The sequence below is a fragment of the Streptomyces panaciradicis genome, from assembly GCF_023516615.1.
GTDB classification, from domain to species: Bacteria; Actinomycetota; Actinomycetes; order Streptomycetales; family Streptomycetaceae; genus Streptomyces; species Streptomyces panaciradicis.
Genome location: NZ_JAMGBF010000042.1, coordinates 79581 through 97163 on the forward strand (window position 1 = coordinate 79581; position 17583 = coordinate 97163).

18 protein-coding genes are annotated in these 17583 nt (G+C 73.1%); 12 read left to right on the forward strand and 6 right to left on the reverse strand.

The features are described from left to right. Positions 1 to 34 precede the first annotated feature (34 nt). Positions 35 to 376, forward strand: a complete 342-nt coding sequence (locus M8J74_RS16740) for a helix-turn-helix transcriptional regulator (RefSeq protein WP_249837172.1) — start codon at positions 35 to 37, stop codon at positions 374 to 376. A 43-nt stretch (positions 377 to 419) separates the two neighbouring features. On the opposite strand, the gene M8J74_RS16745 is transcribed toward M8J74_RS16740, so the two are convergent. After that, on the reverse strand, positions 420 to 998 hold the full coding sequence (locus M8J74_RS16745) for a helix-turn-helix domain-containing protein (RefSeq protein WP_058926775.1): 579 nt from the start codon (positions 996 to 998) through the stop codon (positions 420 to 422). A 79-nt stretch (positions 999 to 1077) separates the two neighbouring features. Here M8J74_RS16745 and M8J74_RS16750 point away from each other — a divergent pair, with 79 nt between their 5' ends. The 5 genes from M8J74_RS16750 to M8J74_RS16770 all read left to right on the forward strand — a co-directional run bounded on the left by M8J74_RS16750 (position 1078) and on the right by M8J74_RS16770 (position 5840). Continuing rightward, a complete protein-coding gene (locus tag M8J74_RS16750) occupies positions 1078 to 1995 on the forward strand; it encodes an NAD(P)/FAD-dependent oxidoreductase (RefSeq protein ID WP_249837173.1) in 918 nt (305 codons plus the stop codon). Between the two features lie 103 nt (positions 1996 to 2098). After that, positions 2099 to 3637, forward strand: a complete 1539-nt coding sequence (locus tag M8J74_RS16755) for an ATP-dependent DNA ligase (RefSeq protein WP_249837174.1) — start codon at positions 2099 to 2101, stop codon at positions 3635 to 3637. Then, positions 3634 to 4119, forward strand: a complete 486-nt coding sequence (locus M8J74_RS16760; protein WP_249837175.1) for an NUDIX hydrolase — start codon at positions 3634 to 3636, stop codon at positions 4117 to 4119. Before M8J74_RS16755 ends, M8J74_RS16760 begins: the two co-directional genes overlap by 4 nt. Positions 4120 to 4192: 73 nt before the next feature. Further along, entirely contained in the window at positions 4193 to 5578 is a 1386-nt protein-coding gene (locus M8J74_RS16765; RefSeq protein ID WP_249837176.1) for an NADP-dependent succinic semialdehyde dehydrogenase, read from the forward strand. Between the two features lie 25 nt (positions 5579 to 5603). After that, entirely contained in the window at positions 5604 to 5840 is a 237-nt protein-coding gene (locus M8J74_RS16770) for a DUF6213 family protein (RefSeq protein WP_058926770.1), read from the forward strand. A gap of 4 nt (positions 5841 to 5844) precedes the next feature. Here the strand turns inward: M8J74_RS16770 and M8J74_RS16775 are convergent, their stop codons facing one another. The 3 genes from M8J74_RS16775 to M8J74_RS16785 form a co-directional block, all read right to left on the reverse strand. Next, positions 5845 to 6516, reverse strand: coding sequence for a thiaminase II/PqqC family protein (locus M8J74_RS16775; RefSeq protein ID WP_249837177.1), 672 nt, complete (start codon positions 6514 to 6516; stop codon positions 5845 to 5847). A 117-nt stretch (positions 6517 to 6633) separates the two neighbouring features. Further along, positions 6634 to 9198 carry an FtsX-like permease family protein gene (locus tag M8J74_RS16780; RefSeq protein ID WP_249837178.1) on the reverse strand — a complete coding sequence of 855 codons (2565 nt, stop codon included), beginning with the start codon at positions 9196 to 9198 and terminating at the stop codon, positions 6634 to 6636. Then, positions 9198 to 9938 (reverse strand): ABC transporter ATP-binding protein, encoded by a 741-nt coding sequence (locus M8J74_RS16785; RefSeq protein ID WP_249837179.1) that lies wholly within the window; start codon positions 9936 to 9938, stop codon positions 9198 to 9200. Before M8J74_RS16785 ends, M8J74_RS16780 begins: the two co-directional genes overlap by 1 nt. Before the next feature lie 217 nt (positions 9939 to 10155). Between M8J74_RS16785 and M8J74_RS16790 the strand changes: the two genes are divergently transcribed. Both M8J74_RS16790 and M8J74_RS16795 read left to right on the forward strand, forming a co-directional pair. After that, positions 10156 to 11424: a sensor histidine kinase gene (locus M8J74_RS16790; protein ID WP_249837180.1), complete on the forward strand. Its 1269-nt coding sequence runs from the start codon at positions 10156 to 10158 to the stop codon at positions 11422 to 11424. Next, the gene (locus tag M8J74_RS16795; RefSeq protein ID WP_058926765.1) at positions 11421 to 12092 is read left to right on the forward strand and encodes a response regulator; all 672 of its coding nucleotides are present in this window, start codon (positions 11421 to 11423) and stop codon (positions 12090 to 12092) included. Before M8J74_RS16790 ends, M8J74_RS16795 begins: the two co-directional genes overlap by 4 nt. A 159-nt stretch (positions 12093 to 12251) precedes the next feature. Here M8J74_RS16795 and M8J74_RS16800 read toward each other — a convergent pair whose 3' ends face one another. Then, positions 12252 to 13478 (reverse strand): acyl-CoA dehydrogenase family protein, encoded by a 1227-nt coding sequence (locus M8J74_RS16800; RefSeq protein WP_249837181.1) that lies wholly within the window; start codon positions 13476 to 13478, stop codon positions 12252 to 12254. Between the two features lie 171 nt (positions 13479 to 13649). Between M8J74_RS16800 and M8J74_RS16805 the strand changes: the two genes are divergently transcribed. Next, positions 13650 to 14294, forward strand: coding sequence for a TetR/AcrR family transcriptional regulator (locus M8J74_RS16805; protein ID WP_058926763.1), 645 nt, complete (start codon positions 13650 to 13652; stop codon positions 14292 to 14294). On the opposite strand, the gene def is transcribed toward M8J74_RS16805, so the two are convergent. Further along, complete coding sequence (def, locus tag M8J74_RS16810; protein WP_249837182.1) at positions 14291 to 14869, reverse strand: peptide deformylase; 579 nt, start codon at positions 14867 to 14869, stop codon at positions 14291 to 14293. The two genes, M8J74_RS16805 and def, sit on opposite strands and share 4 nt — an antisense overlap. Positions 14870 to 15006: 137 nt before the next feature. Between def and M8J74_RS16815 the strand changes: the two genes are divergently transcribed. From M8J74_RS16815 to M8J74_RS16825, 3 genes are all read left to right on the forward strand, one after another. Further along, complete coding sequence (locus tag M8J74_RS16815; protein WP_058926761.1) at positions 15007 to 16245, forward strand: MurT ligase domain-containing protein; 1239 nt, start codon at positions 15007 to 15009, stop codon at positions 16243 to 16245. A gap of 17 nt (positions 16246 to 16262) precedes the next feature. Further along, positions 16263 to 16991, forward strand: coding sequence for a type 1 glutamine amidotransferase (locus M8J74_RS16820; protein ID WP_058926760.1), 729 nt, complete (start codon positions 16263 to 16265; stop codon positions 16989 to 16991). A gap of 179 nt (positions 16992 to 17170) precedes the next feature. Beyond that, positions 17171 to 17583: 6-phosphofructokinase (locus M8J74_RS16825; RefSeq protein ID WP_249837183.1), on the forward strand; the 413-nt coding region annotated here is incomplete at its 3' end.

Below are 17583 nucleotides of genomic sequence, written 5' to 3' on the forward strand. Positions count from 1 at the left end.
GAATACGTGAATGGTCGCTCGCTAGAGTGGAGGCATGGATGGAGTGCCCGAGTCACACACCGGATGGACGTTTCTGACGAATCACGCACGCGTGCTGGCCGCGATCGCCGACAACCAGAGCGCCAGGATCCGCGACATCGCCGCGCACTGCCGGCTCACGGAACGTGCCGTGCAGAAGATCATTTCCGACCTGGAGCGGGACGGCTACCTCTCCCATGTCCGGGAGGGGCGCACCAACACCTACCGCATCGAGCCGAGCATGGTCCTGCGCCACCCGGCCGAGGCCGGCCTGACCGTGGCGTCCCTGCTGTCGATGCTGGCGCACGCCGAGGCCGACCGCACGACGTCCGACGGCCGGCCGAACACCCCGGCCTGACCCGCGGGCCGGGTCACCCGCGGGGCCTTGCCGTCCGGGCGGGTCACGCCCGCTTGGGCCGTGCCCGCACGTGCATCCGCTCCCCCTGGGGCCCGAACAGGCTCAGGAACTCCACCGGCCCCTCCCCGGTCGAGCCGAACCAGTGCGGCACCCGGGTGTCGAACTCCGCCGCCTCCCCCGCCGCGAGCACCACGTCGTGCTCGCCGAGCACCACCCGCAGCCGCCCGGACAGCACGTACATCCACTCGTAGCCCTCGTGGGTGCGCGGCTCGGGTTCCTCCGTGCTGCGGGGCACCAGCACCTTGAACGCCTGCAGTCCACCGGGCTGCCGGGTGAGCGGCCAGAAGGTGCGGCCGTGGCGGACGACCGGCTTGCCGTGGACGCGCGGATCCTCCGTCCGCGGCTGGCCCACCAGCTCGTCCAGCGGCACCTGGTGCGCCCGCGCGATCGGCAGCAGCAGCTCCAGACTGGGTCTGCGCAGCCCCGACTCCAGCCGGGACAGCGTGCTCACCGAGATGCCGGTCGCCGTCGCCAGACCGGCGAGCGTGACCCCTCGCTCCTTGCGAATGCGGCGCAGCCGGGGACCGACCTCCGCGAGGACACCGTCCGTGTCGTCCGTCATGAAGCCATTGCAGTTTCGGCAAACGCGTTTGTCAAACCGGCATCGGTTCGGCGACCGTCGGGCGTGGAGGTGGTCACCCATGACCGAGCAGTACGAAGTGATCGTCGTCGGCGGCGGAGCGGCGGGGCTCTCCGCCGCGCTGGTGCTGGGCCGGGCCCGGCGCCGCACCCTGGTCGTCGACGCCGGCGAGCCGCGCAACGCGCCCGCCGCCCATATGCACGGCTATCTGACCCGGGACGGCATGCCGCCGGCCGAGTTCCTGGCCGCCGGCCGGGAGGAGATCGCCCGCTACGGCGTCGACCTGGTCCGGGACCGGGCGGTGGACGTCGCCCCCGGCTTCACCGTCTCGCTCGCGAGCGGCCGGACCGTCCGGGGCCGGCGCCTCGTCGTGGCCACCGGCCTGAAGGACGAGCCGCCGGCGGTCCCCGGGGTCGCCGAGCGGTTCGGCCGCGATGTGCTGCACTGCCCGTACTGCCACGGCTGGGAGGTGCGCGACCGGGCCTTCGGCGTGCTGGCCACCACCCCGATGGGCGTGCACCAGGCGCTGATGGTGTCCCAGTGGTCGAAGGACGTGACGTTCTTCCTGCACACCGTCCAGGAGCGGGAGCTGACGGACGACGACCTGCGCAGGCTGGCCGCGGCCGGCGTGAAGGTGGTGCCGGGCGAGGTCTCGGAGCTGGTCGTCGAGGACGACCGGCTGACCGGCGTCCGGCTGGCGGACGGCACGACGCACGCGCGCGAGGTCGTCTTCGTCGCACCCCGGGCGGTGCCGCGGACGGATCTGCTGGAGCGGCTCGGCGCCGAACTGCGCGAGACGCCCTTCGGCGCGTATCCCGTGGTCGACGAGACCGGACTGACGACCGTGCCCGGTGTCTGGGCGGCCGGCAACGCGATGGGCTTCGCCGAGCAGGTCGTCAACGCGGCGGCGGGCGGCTACCGGGCGGGCGCGACGATCAACGGGGAGCTGCTGATGACCGACCTGGACGCGACGCCGTAGCAGGGCCGCTGTGTCGGGGTACGGACCCGCCGCACGGGCGCGGCCGGCACCCGGACCCGCTCGTCCAGGTGTCACCGGGGCGAGCGCGTTGCACCATGGCAGCATGCTGCTTGCCCGCCTGGCCCATGTGTCCCAGGAGGTCGCCGCCACCTCGGCGCGGTCCCGGAAGATCGCCCTGCTCGCCGAACTCTTCGGCGACGCCGAGGCGGACGACGTACCGATCGTGATCCCGTACCTGGCGGGACGGCTGCCCCAGGGGCGGCTCGGCGTCGGCTGGAAGGTGCTCAGCCGCCCGGTCGCCCCCGCCGCCGAACCCACCCTGACCGTGCGCGAGGTGGACGCCCTGCTCACCGGCCTCGGCAAGGTCGCGGGCCCCGGCTCGCAGGCCGAACGAGGACGGCTGGTGGGTGAGTTGATGGGCGCCGCCACCAAGGAGGAACAGCGGTTCCTGTTCGGCCTGCTCACCGGCGAGGTGCGGCAGGGCGCCCTGGACGCCGTCGCCGTGGAAGGGCTGGCGCAGGCCACCGGGGCGCCGCCGGTTGACGTCCGCCGGGCGGTGATGCTGGCGGGCTCCCTGCAGACCGTCGCCGAGGCCCTGCTGAGCGAGGGCCCCACGGCGCTGGACCGCTTCCGCCTCACCGTCGGCCGCCCGGTCCTGCCGATGCTGGCGCACACCGCCTCCTCGGTGACCGAGGCGATCGACAAGCTCGGCGCCTGCGCCGTCGAGGAGAAGCTGGACGGCATCCGCGTCCAGGTGCACCGCGACGGCGACGCCGTACGGGTCTACACCCGCACCCTCGACGACATCACCGACCGCCTCCCCGAGGTGACCGGCGCCGCGCTGCGGCTGCGGGGGCGGCGGTTCGTGCTGGACGGCGAGGTCATCTCCTTCGGCGAGGACGGGCGGCCCCGCTCCTTCCAGGAGACGGCCGGCCGCGTCGGCTCGCGGGTCGACGTGCCCACGGCCGCCAAGTCCGTCCCCGTCTCCCCCGTCTTCTTCGACGCCCTGTCCGTCGGCGACCGCGACCTGCTCGACCTGCCGTTCTCCGAGCGGCACACCGAACTGGCGTCGCTGGTGCCGGAGCCGATGCGGGTGCGCCGCGCGCTGGTGACCGGAGCCGAGGACAGCGACATGGCGGAGGCATTCATGGCCGCGACCCTCGCGCGCGGCCACGAGGGAGTGGTGGTCAAGGCCCTCGACGCCGCCTACAGCGCCGGCCGGCGCGGCGCGTCCTGGCTGAAGGTCAAACCGGTGCACACCCTCGACCTGGTCGTGCTGGCCGCCGAGTGGGGCCACGGCCGGCGCTCCGGCAAGCTCTCCAACCTCCACCTCGGCGCCCGCACCGCGGACGGCGGCTTCGCGATGCTCGGCAAGACCTTCAAGGGCATGACCGACGCGATGCTGGAGTGGCAGACCGAGCGGCTGCGGGAACTGGCCGTCGACAGCAGCGGCCACGTGGTGACCGTACGCCCCGAACTCGTCGTCGAGATCGCCTACGACGGGCTGCAGCGCTCCACCCGCTACCCGGCCGGCGTCACCCTCCGCTTCGCCCGCGTGCTGCGCTACCGCGAGGACAAGCGCCCCGAGGACGCCGACACCGTCGAGACCCTGCTCGCCGCGCACCCGGAGGTGGGGGTGTGACCGCACGGCGCAGCGCGGGCCTGCTGTTGTACCGGCACACCGAGGACGGCCTGGAGGTGTTGCTGGGCCATATGGGTGGGCCGTTCTTCGCGAAACGTGACGCCGGGGCGTGGACCGTCCCGAAGGGCGAGTACGAACCCGACGAGCCCGCCTGGGAGGCGGCCCGCCGGGAGTTCCGCGAGGAGCTGGGTCTGGAGCCGCCCGACGGGCGGGCCGTGGAGCTGGGCGAGGTGCGCCAGACCAACGGCAAGACCGTCACGGCGTGGGCGATCGAGGCCGACCTGGACCCGGCGGCGATCACTCCCGGCACGTTCGTCATGGAGTGGCCGCCGCGGTCGGGCCGGACGCAGGAGTTCCCCGAACTGGACCGCGTGGCCTGGTTCGGCCTGGACCGGGGCCGCGAGGTGATCGTCAAGGCGCAGGCCGCGTTTCTCGACCGGCTGGCGGAGCACTCGGCCGGAAGGGGCTCCGCGGAGCCCTGAGCAGACGCACACGCGTTGCGGTCGCCCGCCCCGCGCGGGAAGGTCGTAACACCAAGCCGCAGGGAGGTCGGCCATGCCCATCGCGACGGTGAACCCGGCGAACGGCGAGACGCTCAAGACGTACGAGGCCATGGGCGAGGAGGAGCTCGAGCGCCGGCTCCAGCTCGCGGAGGCGACGTTCCGCACGTACCGGACGACGTCGTTCGCCGAGCGCGCCCGGCTGCTGAACCGGGCCGCCGAACTGCTCGACGGGATGCAGCAGGACATCGGCCGGGTGATGACCACCGAGATGGGCAAGCCGGTCAAGCAGGCCCGCGCGGAGGCCGCCAAGTGCGCCAAGGCGATGCGCTGGTACGCCGAGCACGCCGAGGAACTCCTCGCCGACGAGGAGCCCGCCGACTCCGACGTCAAGGACTCGGGCGCGTCACGGGTGCGGGTGCGCTACCGGCCGCTCGGCCCCGTGCTCGCGGTGATGCCGTGGAACTTCCCGCTGTGGCAGGTGGTCCGGTTCGCCGCGCCCGCGCTGATGGCGGGCAACGTGGGCCTGCTCAAGCACGCCTCCAACGTCCCCCAGACGGCCCTGTTCCTGGAGGACCTCTTCCACCAGGCCGGCTTCACCGAGGGCTGCTTCCAGACGCTGCTCGTCGGCTCCGGCGCGATCGACGACATCCTGCGCGACGACCGGGTCAAGGCGGCCACGCTGACCGGCAGCGAACCGGCCGGGCGGGCGGTGGCCTCCACCTCCGGCGAGATGATCAAGAAGACGGTGCTGGAGCTGGGCGGCAGCGACCCGTACGTCGTCATGCCCTCCGCCGACATCGACCGGGCCGCGCAGATCGCGGTCACCGCGCGGGTGCAGAACAACGGGCAGTCGTGCATCGCCGCCAAGCGGTTCATCGTGCACACGGACGTCTACGACCGGTTCGCCGAGCGGTTCGTCGAGGGCATGAAGGCGCTCAAGGTGGGCGACCCGCTGGAGGAGGACACCGAGGTCGGGCCGCTCTCCAGCGAGCAGGGTCGGGCCGATCTGGAGGAGCTGGTCGACGACGCGCGGCGCAGCGGCGCCGAGGTGCTGTGCGGCGGGCAGCGGCCGGACGGACCCGGCTGGTACTACCCGCCGACCGTGCTCGCCGGGATCACCCGGGAGATGCGCATCCACCGCGAGGAGGCGTTCGGGCCGGTCGCCACGCTGTACCGGGCGGCGGACCTGGACGAGGCCGTGCTGATCGCCAACGACTCGCCGTTCGGACTCAGTTCGAACGTGTGGACCCGGGACGAGGCGGAGGTGGACCGGTTCGTCCGGGACCTGGAGGCCGGCGGCGTGTTCTTCAACGGCATGACCGCCTCGCACCCGGCGTTCCCGTTCGGCGGGGTCAAGCGGTCCGGCTACGGACGTGAGCTGGCCGGGCACGGAATCCGCGAGTTCTGCAACATCACGACGGTTTGGCACGGGGCGTGAGTGTTGCGCGGCTAACATCCCGGTTGTGAACCGCGAAGTGACTCTGCCTCTGATCGTCGACGACCGCGGGACCCTTCAGGTGGCCGCCGCCGACGTGAGCAAGTTGTTGCGGACCGTGGGCGGTCGGTGGCTGCACCTCGTGGAGGCCGGTGAGCAGGGTCTCGACGAGGACACGGTGGCCGCGCTGACGATCGAGCTGGCCAAGCTCGCCGACCGGATCGACGTGGCGTGCATCGCCCACAGCAGCGGGGGTGCGCCGTAGGGGTTCAGGGCAGCGAGGGCAGCGTCGACAGGGTGCTCCAGAACATCGCCTCGTAGCTCTGCAGCAGCCGGCCGTAGGCGTGGGCGCGTTCCTCGCTCAGGGTTCCCGCGTCCAGGCCCGCCTGCACCGCCGCCCGCGCCGTGCGGTCCAGTTCGGGCGCCGGCTGCGCGAAGAGGTCGAAGAAGGCGCAGGCCTCGTCCTTGAAGCCGTAGTGGAGCCGCAGGCCCCTGGCGATCCGCTCGCAGTAGCCGCCCCACGCCGAGAAGTTGGCGGTGATCGCCAGGACCGTGTCGGCCGGGGAGGCGTTGAGGGCGAGCCAGGCGACGTAGGCCGGGTAGGCCTGGCAGCCGGGCAGGGGGTCGTAGGCGCGGGAGCGGGCCTCGTCGACGCCGCACGCCGACGCGAACGGCCGCAGCCGCTCCTGGGCCAGCGACTCCCCCTCGGCGAGCATCGTGAAGAACGCCGCCGCCTCCGGCTCCTCGCTCGCGCGTTCGGCCAGATGACGGAACGCCGCCCGGTCCGCGGGGATCACCCACTGCTGTTCCAGGGCCAGGGTGGCGAGCGCGTCGCGCGGGGCCTCGCCGCGGGCGATCAGGGGGACGAGGGGGTTGGCGTGCGGGTCCGGGGCGAGCTGTGCGGTGGTGCTCTCCAGCAGTTCCGCGGCCGTCGGCGCCATCGTGTCCTCCGTCGATCGGGTGGGGGGCTCCTGCTCCGACCTTCGCACGGATCGCGGGGACGGAAGCAGCCCGCCGCGGGAACATCGCCCTCTCGGCCGCGTGGTCGTGGAGCGCGTTCACTCCCGGACGCCGATGGCCTCGACCGGGCGGATCCGCAGCAGCAGCCGGGTCGGCACCATCACGCCCGCGGTGGCCAGGGCCGCGAGGGCGCCGGCGATCACCGCGTAGCCGAGCGGGGGCACGGCGGGCCACGGCGTTCCGCCCAGCGCGAGGGCGACCAGGAGGAGCGGGAAGACGGACAGCAGCGTGCCGGTGCCCACGCCGGCCAGGACGACGACGGCGCTCTCCCTGCGCATCATGCCGGCGACCTGGCGGCGGGCGGTGCCGGACAGCCGGAGCAGCGCGAACTCGCGGCGGCGCGCGGCGGTCGTCATCGCGAGGGAGTTGACGACGGTGATCGCGGTGTAGGCGATGATGACGCCGACGACGAGGTAGTTGACCCAGGCGTTCGCGCGCTGTTCCGCCAGCTGGTCGTCGGCGGTGAGGCCGCTTCGCACCGTCGTGCCCGGGTAGGCCGCGGCGAGCCCGGCCAGGGCGTGGGAGAGGCCCTGCGCCCGGGGCGCGGCGCGGACGAGCACCGAGGTGTCGGCCTTGCGGGTGGTGTGGGCGAGCAGGAGGTCGTGGTCGAGGGTGACGTCGGCGAAGCCGAGGCCGCGGCCGTAGACGGCGATGACCCGGCCCCGGAACGGTGTGCCGTCGCCGAGGTGGAGGCGTGCGGTGTCGCCGACGCCGAGGCCCAGCCAGGAGGCCGCGGTGGTGCTGAGCGCGACCGTGCCGGGCGCGAGGGAGGCCAGGTCGCCCTCGCGGGTGCGCAGGTCGAGGGTGGCGGTGAGGGCGCGAGGGTCCACGCCCTGCGCGCTCAGCGACACGGCCTCCTGCGCGCCCATGAGTTCGCCCGCTGCCACGACCTTGGACTTCACCAGTCCGGTGGCCGCCGCGACCTGCCCCAGTCCCCGTGCCTTCGCCGCGAGGTCGGGCGACACCCCGGCCGGCGCGGTGATCACGTGGTCGGCGAGAAGGCCGGAGCGGATCTGGTCGGCGGACTCCCGCAGGGCGGTGGTCTGGGTGAAGACGACGGTCGAGGCGAAGGACACGGCGAGGATCAGCGGGGTGATCGCGCCCGCCAGGCGTCCGGCGTTGGCGCGGGAGTTGGCCGCCGCGAGATGGCCGGTGACGCCGGTCCGCTCCAGCAGCGGGGACAGCAGGCGTACGGCCGTGCGGGCGAGGAGCGGCCCGAGGACGGCGCCCGCGATCACCAGGAGGAGGACGAGGGAGTTGGCGAGGCCGACCAGGGTGAGGAAGTCGGCGTGCTGCACCAGGCCGGTGACGAAGACCCCGGCCGAGAGCGCCAACAGCACCCCGCCGGTGATCCGGCGTCCGCGGCCGAGGCCGGCGGGCTCCACGGCCGCCTCCCCCAGCGCCTCGGTCGGCCGGATGCGGCTGGCGCGCAGCCCGGCGGTGAGAACGGCGGCCGGCGCGGTCAGCACGGTCACCAGGACCGCGGCCAGGAACGGCAGCGGACTGAGGGCGAGCGCGAAGTCGGGCGGCACGATGCCGTGTCCGGCGAACCGGTCGCGCAGCCAGTGCACCAGGAGCAGGCCGAGCGGGCAGCCCAGCAGCCCCGCGACGAGCCCGGTGACGGCCGCCTCCGCGGCCAGCATCCGCCTCAACTGGCCGGGCGTGGTGCCGATGGCGCGCAGCAGGGCGATCTCGCGGCGGCGGTGGCGGACGGACAGCGCGCCGGTGGCGTACAGGACGAAGACGGCGATGAGCAGGACGTTCCCGCCGACGGCGCCGGCCAGGACCGTGAGGTCGGATCCGCTGACGGCGACGTCGAGGAACTCCGCCCGGCCGCGCCCCTCCCCGGTGTGCACGGCGAGCCGGTCGTCGCCGAGCGCGGAGCGAAGGGCGTCGGCGAGCCGGCCGGGTGAGGTGCCGGGAGCCGCGCGGACGCCGAACGCGTAGGTCGCGGGGCCGAGTTGGCGCAGGCCGGGGCCGGTCAGGAACAGCACCGACTGGCGGGGCGCCCGGCCGTCGTCGAGGGCGACGAGTCCGCTCACGGTGTACACGCGCGGCACGGAGGCGGTCATCAGCCTCACCGTGTCGCCGGGGCGGATGCCGGCCCGGCCGGCGAGTTCGGTGTCCAGGACCGCCTCCCCCGCCGTGCGCGGCGCGTGCCCCCGGGTGAGCCGGAAGTCGCCGAGGGCCAGGCCCGACCAGTTGTGCGCCTGGGGTGCGCCGCCGTGCCGGCCCGGCACGGACCGGCCCGCGGCCGTGGCCAGGCGTACGGTCGCGCCGTCGTCCTCGGTCACCGCGCGGACGCCGGGCACCTTCCTGATCCGCTCCGCCAGGGACGCCCGCAGCGGCACGCGCTCGGGCAGCGGCTGGGACTGCTTCAGCGTCGAGCCGTCCACGTCCTTCAGGGTGAGCTCGACGTCCTGCCGGCCGGTGACGAGGACGTCGGCCGCCGCGTACCGCTCGGGCGGGGAGCCCGCCCGGATGCCGGACTCCAGGAGGATGCCGCAGGCGCTGAGCACGGCGGCGCCCAGCAGCAGCGCGACGAAGGTGCCGGCGAACCCGGCCGCACGGGACTTCAGGGTCCGCAGAGCCAGTCCGAGCATCACGCCGCCCTCCGCAGGCCGGACATGACCTCGGCGACGCGGTCCGCGCTGGGGGTGACCATGCCGTCGACGACGCGTCCGGCGCCGAGGAAGAGGACCTGGTCGGTGTGGGCGGCGGCGACGGGGTCGTGGGTGACCATCACGACCGTCTGGTGCAGGTCGGTGACGGCCTGGCGCAGCAGCACCAGGATGTCGCGGGCGGTCTCGGGGTCGAGGGCGCCGGTGGGCTCGTCGGCGAAGATCACCTCGGGCCGGGTGACCAGGGCACGGGCGATCGCGACGCGCTGCTGCTGGCCGCCGGAGAGCTGCGCGGGGTAGCGGGTCAGCCGCCCGCCGAGGCCGACGGCGTCGACGATGTGGCGCAGCCGGTCCGGTTCGGGCTGCCGCCCGGCCAGGCGCAGCGGCAGCAGGATGTTCTGCTCGACGGTCAGCGACGGCAGCAGGTTGAAGGCCTGGAAGACGAACCCGATCCGGGTGCGCCGCAGTTCCGTCAGCCGCCTTTCCTTCAGCGCCGACAGGTTCTGGTCGCCGAGGCGCACCTCGCCCGCCGTGGGCCGGTCCAGGCCGGCCGCGCAGTGCAGGAAGGTGCTCTTGCCGGAGCCCGAGGGGCCCATCACCGCCGTGAAGGTGCCGGGTTCGATGCCCGCGCTGACCCCGTCGAGGGCGAGGACGGCGTCCGGGCCCTCCCCGTACCGCTTGGTCACGTCCGTGAGGTGGACCGCGTACCGGCTTGCGCGCACCGTGACTCCCCTTGCGACTGTCCGTCAGTGGTGTCTCAAGTGCATCGCGGGCGGCGGGACTCGGCCTCGGCCACGCAGTCGAACCGGTGTCTCGGCCGGGTGGGCGAGGCGGGCGGGCGCCTCCTCCTCACGGAGGAGACTCCACGGAGGAGGGCCGCCCCGGCTTTCCACCTCAGGGGAGATCACGGGGGTTCGCGGTCCGTCTACGGTAAGAGCCATGAACCGGATGGAGTCGCTGGCGGGGCGCCCCTGGCCGCGGGCCGTCACCGACGCGGCTCTCGCCGTGCTGCTGACCGCCGGCTGTCTGGTCCTGCCGCTGGCGATGCCGCACGGCGGCCCGGAACTGCGCGAGCCGGACGCCACCTGGGTGATCCTCGTCCTGCTGACGACGCTCCCCCTGGCGGTGCACCGGCTGTGCCCGCTGCCCGCCCTGCTGGTGACGGCGGCGGCCGCGGGCGTGCTGCAGGGCCGCCACTACGTCCCGGACCTGTCCGGGCCCGACGGCACGTCCATCGGCCCCACCTACCTGACCGTCGCCACGGCCGTCTTCCTCACCGCCACCCGCAGCACACCACGCATCGCGGCCCTGGTCGGCTCGGTGCTCATTCCGGCGGCCGCCGTGACGGAGGCGGTGGTCGCCCCGGCCGGGCACCGCATCGCCGCGCTGCTGACCGAGGGGGTCCTGCTGATCGCCGCCTGGGCGCTGGGGCGGCTGGCCAGGGCACGGGCCGCGATCCGGGACCAGGCGCTGGAGCGGGCCGCCGCGCTCGAACGGGAGCAGGCCGCCGACGCGCGGGCGGCGGTCATGGCGGAGCGCGCCCGGATCGCCCGCGAGCTGCACGACATCGTGGCGCACAACGTGAGCCTGATGGTGGTGCAGACGATCGCCGCCGACCGCGTCCAGGACCGCGACCGGGACAAGGCCCACGAACTGCACGGCGCCATCGAGGAGACCGGGCGGGCCACCGTCACCGAACTGCGCCATCTCCTCGACGTGCTGCGCACCGACGAGGAGGGGCCGGGCGACCCGAGCAGGGAACCGCCGCAGCCCACCGTCGAGGCGCTGCCCGCGCTGGTGGACTCGGTGCGCTCGGCCGGGCTGCGGGTCGACTTCAGCACCAGCGGTGAGCCGGTCGAACTGCCCGCCGGATCACACCTCGCCGTGTACCGGATCGCGCAGGAGGCGCTCACCAACACGCTCAAGCACGCGGGCCGCACCAGGACCGCGCTCACCCTGGCCTGGGAGCCGGAGCGCGAGCGGCTCACGGTGCGGCTGTGCGACGACGGACCCGCCTCCGACGGCGAGCCGGTGCGGCCGCCCGTCGCGGCGCACGGCACCGGGCACGGCCTGGTCGGCATGCGCGAGCGGGTCGGCGCGGTGGGCGGCTCCCTGCACACCGGCTCCCGGCCGGGCGGCGGCTACTGCGTGCACGCCGTCATCCCGCTCCCGGTCCCTCAACCCCGGCACGAAGGGCACAGCGCATGAAGGCCATACGGGTCCTGCTGGTCGACGACCAGCCCATGATCCGCACGGGATTCCGGCTCATCCTCGAAGCGGAGCCCGACATCACGGTCGTGGGCGAGGCGGCGGACGGCACGGAGGCCGTCGAGCTGACCGGGACACTGTGCCCGGACGTCGTCCTGATGGACATCCGCATGCCGCGCACGGACGGTGTGGAGGCCACGCGGCGCATCGTGGAGGCGGGTTCGGCCAGCAGGATCGTGATCCTGACGACCTTCGACCTGGACGCCCATGTCGTGGACGCCCTGCGCGCCGGAGCCAGCGGGTTCCTGGTCAAGGACGGCCCCGCCGACTCCCTGGTGGGGGCGATCCGCACGGTCGCCGAGGGCGACGCCGTGCTCTCGCCGCGCGTCACCCACCGGCTGCTGGACCGTTTCGCGCACCTGGGCGCGCCCGCCGAGGCGCCCGTGCCGGCCCGGCTCGACGCCCTCACCGGGCGCGAGCTGGACGTGCTGAGGGCGCTCAGCCGCGGTCTGTCGAACGCGGAGATCGCCCTCGAACTCGGCGTGGGCGAGACGACGGTGAAGACGCACATCGCCCACATCCTGGAGAAGTACGGCCTGCGCGACCGGGTCCAGGCGGTGATCCTGGCCTACGACAGCGGCCTGGTCGTGCCGCGCGCTGGCCGCTGAGCCCGCGCCGGGCGGACCCGGTGAGGTCCGCCGCGGGTCCGCGACGCCCGCGAAGGGGCGCGGGGCTGCGATCGACAGGCGGCTCCGCCGCGGGCGCGCGACCGGCCACGACGGCGCCGCGGACGACCGACCGCGCCTCGCGGCCCTTCGGCGGGGCGCTCAGCGGATCGGCATGCCCGACAGGGTGCGGGCGATCACCAGGCGCTGGATCTCGCTCGTGCCCTCGAAGATGGTGTAGATCGCGGCGTCCCGGTGCATGCGCTCCACCGGGTACTCCCGGGTGTAGCCGTTGCCGCCGAGGATCTGGATGGCCTGCGCGGTGACCTTCTTCGCCGTCTCGCTCGCGAACAGCTTGGACATCGAGCCCTCGGCGGCGGTGAACGGCTTGCCGTTGACCGCCATCCACGAGGCCCGCCAGACCAGCAGCCGCGCCGCGTCGACGGAGGTGCGCATGTCGGCGAGCTGGAAGGCGACGCCCTGGTTGTCGATGATCGGCCGCCCGAACTGCTCGCGGGTCTTGGCGTAGTCCAGGGCGACCTCGTAGGCGGCGCGGGCGGTGCCGACCGCCATCGCGCCGACGGCCGGGCGGGAGGCCTCGAAGGTGGCCATGGCGGCGTTCTTCACGCGCTCGCCGCCCTGCTTGGCCCGCTCGCGGGCACGGGCCAGGCGCTCGTCGAGCTTCTCCTTGCCGCCGAGCAGGCAGGAGCCGGGGACCCGGACGTTCTCCAGGACGACCTCGGCGGTGTGCGAGGCGCGGATGCCGTGCTTCTTGAACTTCTGGCCCTGCGACAGACCGGGCGTGTTCGGGGGGATGATGAAGGAGGCGTGGCCCTTGGAGCCGAGTTCGGGGTCGACGACCGCGACGACGACGTGGACGTTGGCGATGCCGCCGTTGGTCGCCCAGGTCTTCGTGCCGTTGATCACCCACTCGTCCTTGGTCTCGTCGTAGACGGCACGCGTGCGCATGGAGGCCACGTCGGAGCCGGCGTCGGGCTCGGAGGAGCAGAAGGCGGCGACCTTGACGTCGTTCGCGTCGCCGTACATCTGGGGGATCCAGGTGCCGATCTGTTCCTCGGTTCCGTTGGCAAGAACGCCCACGGCGGCCAGACCCGTGCCTACGATCGACAGGGCGATGCCCGCGTCGCCCCAGAAGAGCTCCTCCATGGCCATCGGGATGCCGAGCCCGGTGGGGTCGAAGTACTGCTGGGCGTAGAAGTCGAGGGAGTAGATGCCTACCTTCGCGGCCTCCTGGATGACCGGCCAGGGAGTCTCCTCACGCTCGTCCCATTCGGCGGCCGCGGGGCGGATGACGTCGGCGGCGAAGCCGTGCAGCCAGTCCCGGACCTCCTTCTGTTCGTCGTTGAGCTCCATGGTGAACTCGGCCATGTCCCCTCCAGCGGCGACGTGCAAATGTGTTACTAGCGGTAACACGAGTCTGTTACCCACCGGTAGGAAAAGTCAACTCCGACGACGTCTCGGCAGCCTGTTCGATGCAGTGGGTGTGTCGGGTGTTAGTTTGCGCAGGCGTTACCGATTCAGCACGGGTGGGGAGAGCTCATGGACACCACACAGCGGACCGAGCAGCAGCGGTCCGCCGACCGCCGTCGGCGCGAGTTGCTGGAGGCCGCGGACAGGGTGGTGCTGCGGGATGGCCCACAGGCCTCGATGAACGCCATCGCGGCGGAGGCGGGCATTACGAAGCCCATTCTGTACCGCCACTTCGGCGACAAGGGCGGACTGTACGCCGCGCTCGCCAAGCGGCACACGGACGCGCTGCTCGACTCCCTGCGCGCCGCGCTGGACGCGCCCGCGGAGCGCCGCGAGCGCGTGGAGGCCACGCTGGACACCTACCTCGCCGCGATCGAGGCACGGCCCCAGGTGTACCGCTTCCTGATGCACCCGGCGGAGGGCGGTACGGCGGCCGAGCAGGGCTTCGACGTCGGCAAGCACTCGGCGCCGCTGCTGCGCAGGATGGGCGAGGAACTGGCCCAGGTCATCGAGGACCGGCTGGACCTGGGTCCGGAGAGCCAGCGGCTGGCCCGGGTCTGGGGGCACGGGATCGTCGGGATGATGCACGCGGCCGGCGACTGGTGGCTGGGCGAACGCCCCTGCTCGCGGGCGGAGTTGGTGCGCAGCCTGGCCGACCTGCTGTGGGGGCGGCTGGCCGCGGCCGGAGACCGGATCGGCGGACCGGGCTTCTAGCGGTCGCTGTCTCCCGATCGCGGAGATCCGCCGGAAGGGCGGTGCCAGGACGCCTTCCCCACCTGGCGCAGATGCCTGCGTCTGCGCCATCCCGTGAGGTGATCGGCGTAGACCCGGCCCTCGAGATGGTCGCACTCGTGCTGCAGACACCGTGCGAAGAATCCCGTCCCGTGCACGGTGACCGGTTCCCCGGTCACCGTGAAACCCTCCACCACCGCGTGGTCGTGGCGCTCGGTCCCCGCCTCCAGGCCCGGCAGCGACAGGCAGCCCTCCGGACCGCGGACCACCACCCCGTCGGTCTCCACCAGGCGCGGGTTGACCACATGGCCGAGATGCCGCACGTCCTCGTCGTCCGGGCAGTCGTAGACGAAGACCCGCAAGGACTCCCCCACCTGGTTGGCCGCCAGGCCCACGCCCTGGGCCGCGTACATCGTGGCGAACAAGTCCTCCACGAGTGCCGCCAGTTCGGGGCCGAAGTCGGTGACGTCCGCGCAGGGGGTGCGCAATGCCGTGTCGCCGAGCAGGATGAGGGGCCGGACTCGCCCACGGGCGCCCGGAATGGAGCCGTTTCGCATGGCCGCAAGCGTACGGTCGCGCGCGCTTTGGCCATGCCGTGGTTCGGGACTGCGAGTGGATCTCGATAGGCTGAGGTCCACACCACGTTGCCGTCAGGCTTGAGGCGCGGCGCGTACGCAAGGAGGATCGAGAACTGATGTCAGGCAACTCGGACCCGCTCACGCCGCGGGCCAAGCTGGCCGTGACCGCGGGCAAGGCGGTCGCAGCGGCGTCGCGAGCCGCGGGGCGCGGCAGCGGTTCGGTGATCGGCGGCCGGGTGGCGCTCAAACTCGACCCCGACCTGCTCGCCCGGCTCGCCCAGAACCTGGACGTGGTCCTGGTGTCCGCGACCAACGGCAAGACGACCACGACCCGGCTCATCGCCGAGGCGCTGCGGGCCGCCGGACCGGTCGTCTCCAACGCCCTCGGCGCCAACATGCCCGCCGGCATCACCTCCGCGCTCGCCGGCAGCTCCGACGCGCGCTACGGCGTCATCGAGGTGGACGAGAAGTACCTTGCGGGCGTGGCCCGGGACACCGCCCCCAAGTGCATCGCCCTGCTCAACCTCTCCCGCGACCAGCTCGACCGCGCCGCCGAGACGCGCATGCTGGCGGAGAACTGGCGTGAGGGCCTCGCGGGTTCGAAGGCCGTCGTCGTCGCCAACTGCGACGACCCGCTGGTCGTGTGGGCGGCCTCGTCCTCCCCGAACGTCGTCTGGGTCGCCGCCGGGCAGATGTGGAAGGACGACGCCTGGTCCTGCCCGTCCTGCGGCGGCGTGATGCAGCGGCCCGGCGACGACTGGTTCTGCGGCGAGTGCGGCTTCCGGCGGCCCACGCCGAGCTGGGCGCTCTCCGGTGACCACGTGCTCGACCCGCACGGCTCGGCCTGGCCGATCCATCTGCAGCTGCCGGGCCGCGCCAACAAGGCCAACGCCGCCTCCTCGGCCGCCGTCGCCGCCGTCTTCGGGGTCCCGCCGCAGGTCGCCCTGGAGCGCATGTGGCAGGTGCAGGCCGTCGCGGGCCGTTACGACGTGGTCCAGTTCCAGGGCCGTGACCTGCGGCTGCTGCTGGCGAAGAACCCGGCGGGCTGGCTCGAAACGTTCAGCCTGATCGATCCTCCGCCGACGCCGGTGATCCTCTCGGTGAACGCGCGCGGCGCCGACGGCACCGACACCTCCTGGCTGTGGGACGTCGACTACACGCGCCTGTCCGGTCACCCGATCTGCGTGATCGGCGACCGCAAGCTGGACCTCGCGGTGCGTCTGGAGGTCGCCGACCAGAACTTCCAGGTGTGCGACAACCTCGACCAGGCGGTCCAGGCGTGTCCGCCGGGCCGGATCGAGGTCATCGCCAACTACACCGCCTTCCAGGACCTGCGCCGCCGCGTCGGCAACTGAGACATCAGGGGACTTTTGTGAGCGACAACCAACTGCGGATCGTCTGGATCTACCCCGACCTGCTCAGCACCTACGGCGACCAGGGCAACGCCCTCGTCGTGGAGCGCCGGGCCAGGCAGCGCGGCCTGGACGTGGCCCGGCTCGACGTGCGCAGCGACCAGCCGATCCCGACGTCGGGTGACATCTACCTCATCGGCGGCGGCGAGGACCGGCCCCAGCGGCTGGCGGCCGAGCGGCTGCGCCGGGACGGCGGCCTGCACCGGGCCGTGGGCAACGGCGCGATCGTCTTCTCCGTCTGCGCCGGCTACCAGATCCTGGGCCACGAGTTCATCAACGACCTCGGCCAGCGCGAGCCGGGCCTCGGCCTGCTCGACGTGGTCTCGGTCCGCGGCGAGGGCCAGCGGTGCGTCGGCGACGTGCTCGCCGACATCGACCCGCGCCTGGGCCTGCCCCCGCTGACCGGCTTCGAGAACCACCAGGGCGTCACCCACCTCGGCCCGACGGCCCGCCCCCTCGCCCAGGTCAAGCTCGGCAACGGCAACGGCACGGGGGACGGCACGGAGGGCGCGTACAACGACACGGTCTTCGGCACCTACATGCACGGGCCGGTGCTGGCGCGGAACCCGCTGATCGCCGACCTGCTGCTGAAGCTGGCGCTCGACGTGAACGCGCTGCCCCCAACCGACGACCGGTGGTACGAGGCGCTGCGCAACGAGCGCATCGCGTCGGCTCAGCAGCCCGCCTGACACCTCCTGTCCCACCCCCGGCAACCAGCCCGTCTGACGCCGAGTACGCACAGGTGAGCGGGGTCGTCCAGCAGTCGGACGCACGGTGCGGCCCCGCCCCCTCCTGCCGCTAGGGTGGCGGGGTTCGAGCCGGACAGCGCGGTCCGGTGCCGACCACGTTGAGAAGGTTTTCTCGGGCTATGCGCATTGGTGTCCTCACGTCCGGCGGCGACTGCCCCGGCCTGAACGCCGTCATCCGGTCCGTCGTCCACCGTGCCGTCGTCGACCACGGTGACGAGGTCATCGGCTTCCGGGACGGCTGGAAGGGCCTCCTCGAGTGCGACTACCTCAAGCTCGACCTCGACGCGGTGGGCGGCATCCTGGCCCGCGGCGGCACCATCCTCGGCTCCTCCCGGGTCCAGCCCTCGCACCTGCGTGACGGCGTGGCCCGGGCCAGGGAGCACGTCCAGGAACTCGGCCTGGACGCCATCATCCCGATCGGCGGCGAGGGCACGCTGAAGGCGGCCCGGCTGATGTACGACAACGGCCTGCCCATCGTCGGGGTCCCCAAGACCATCGACAACGACATCGCCGTCACGGACGTCACCTTCGG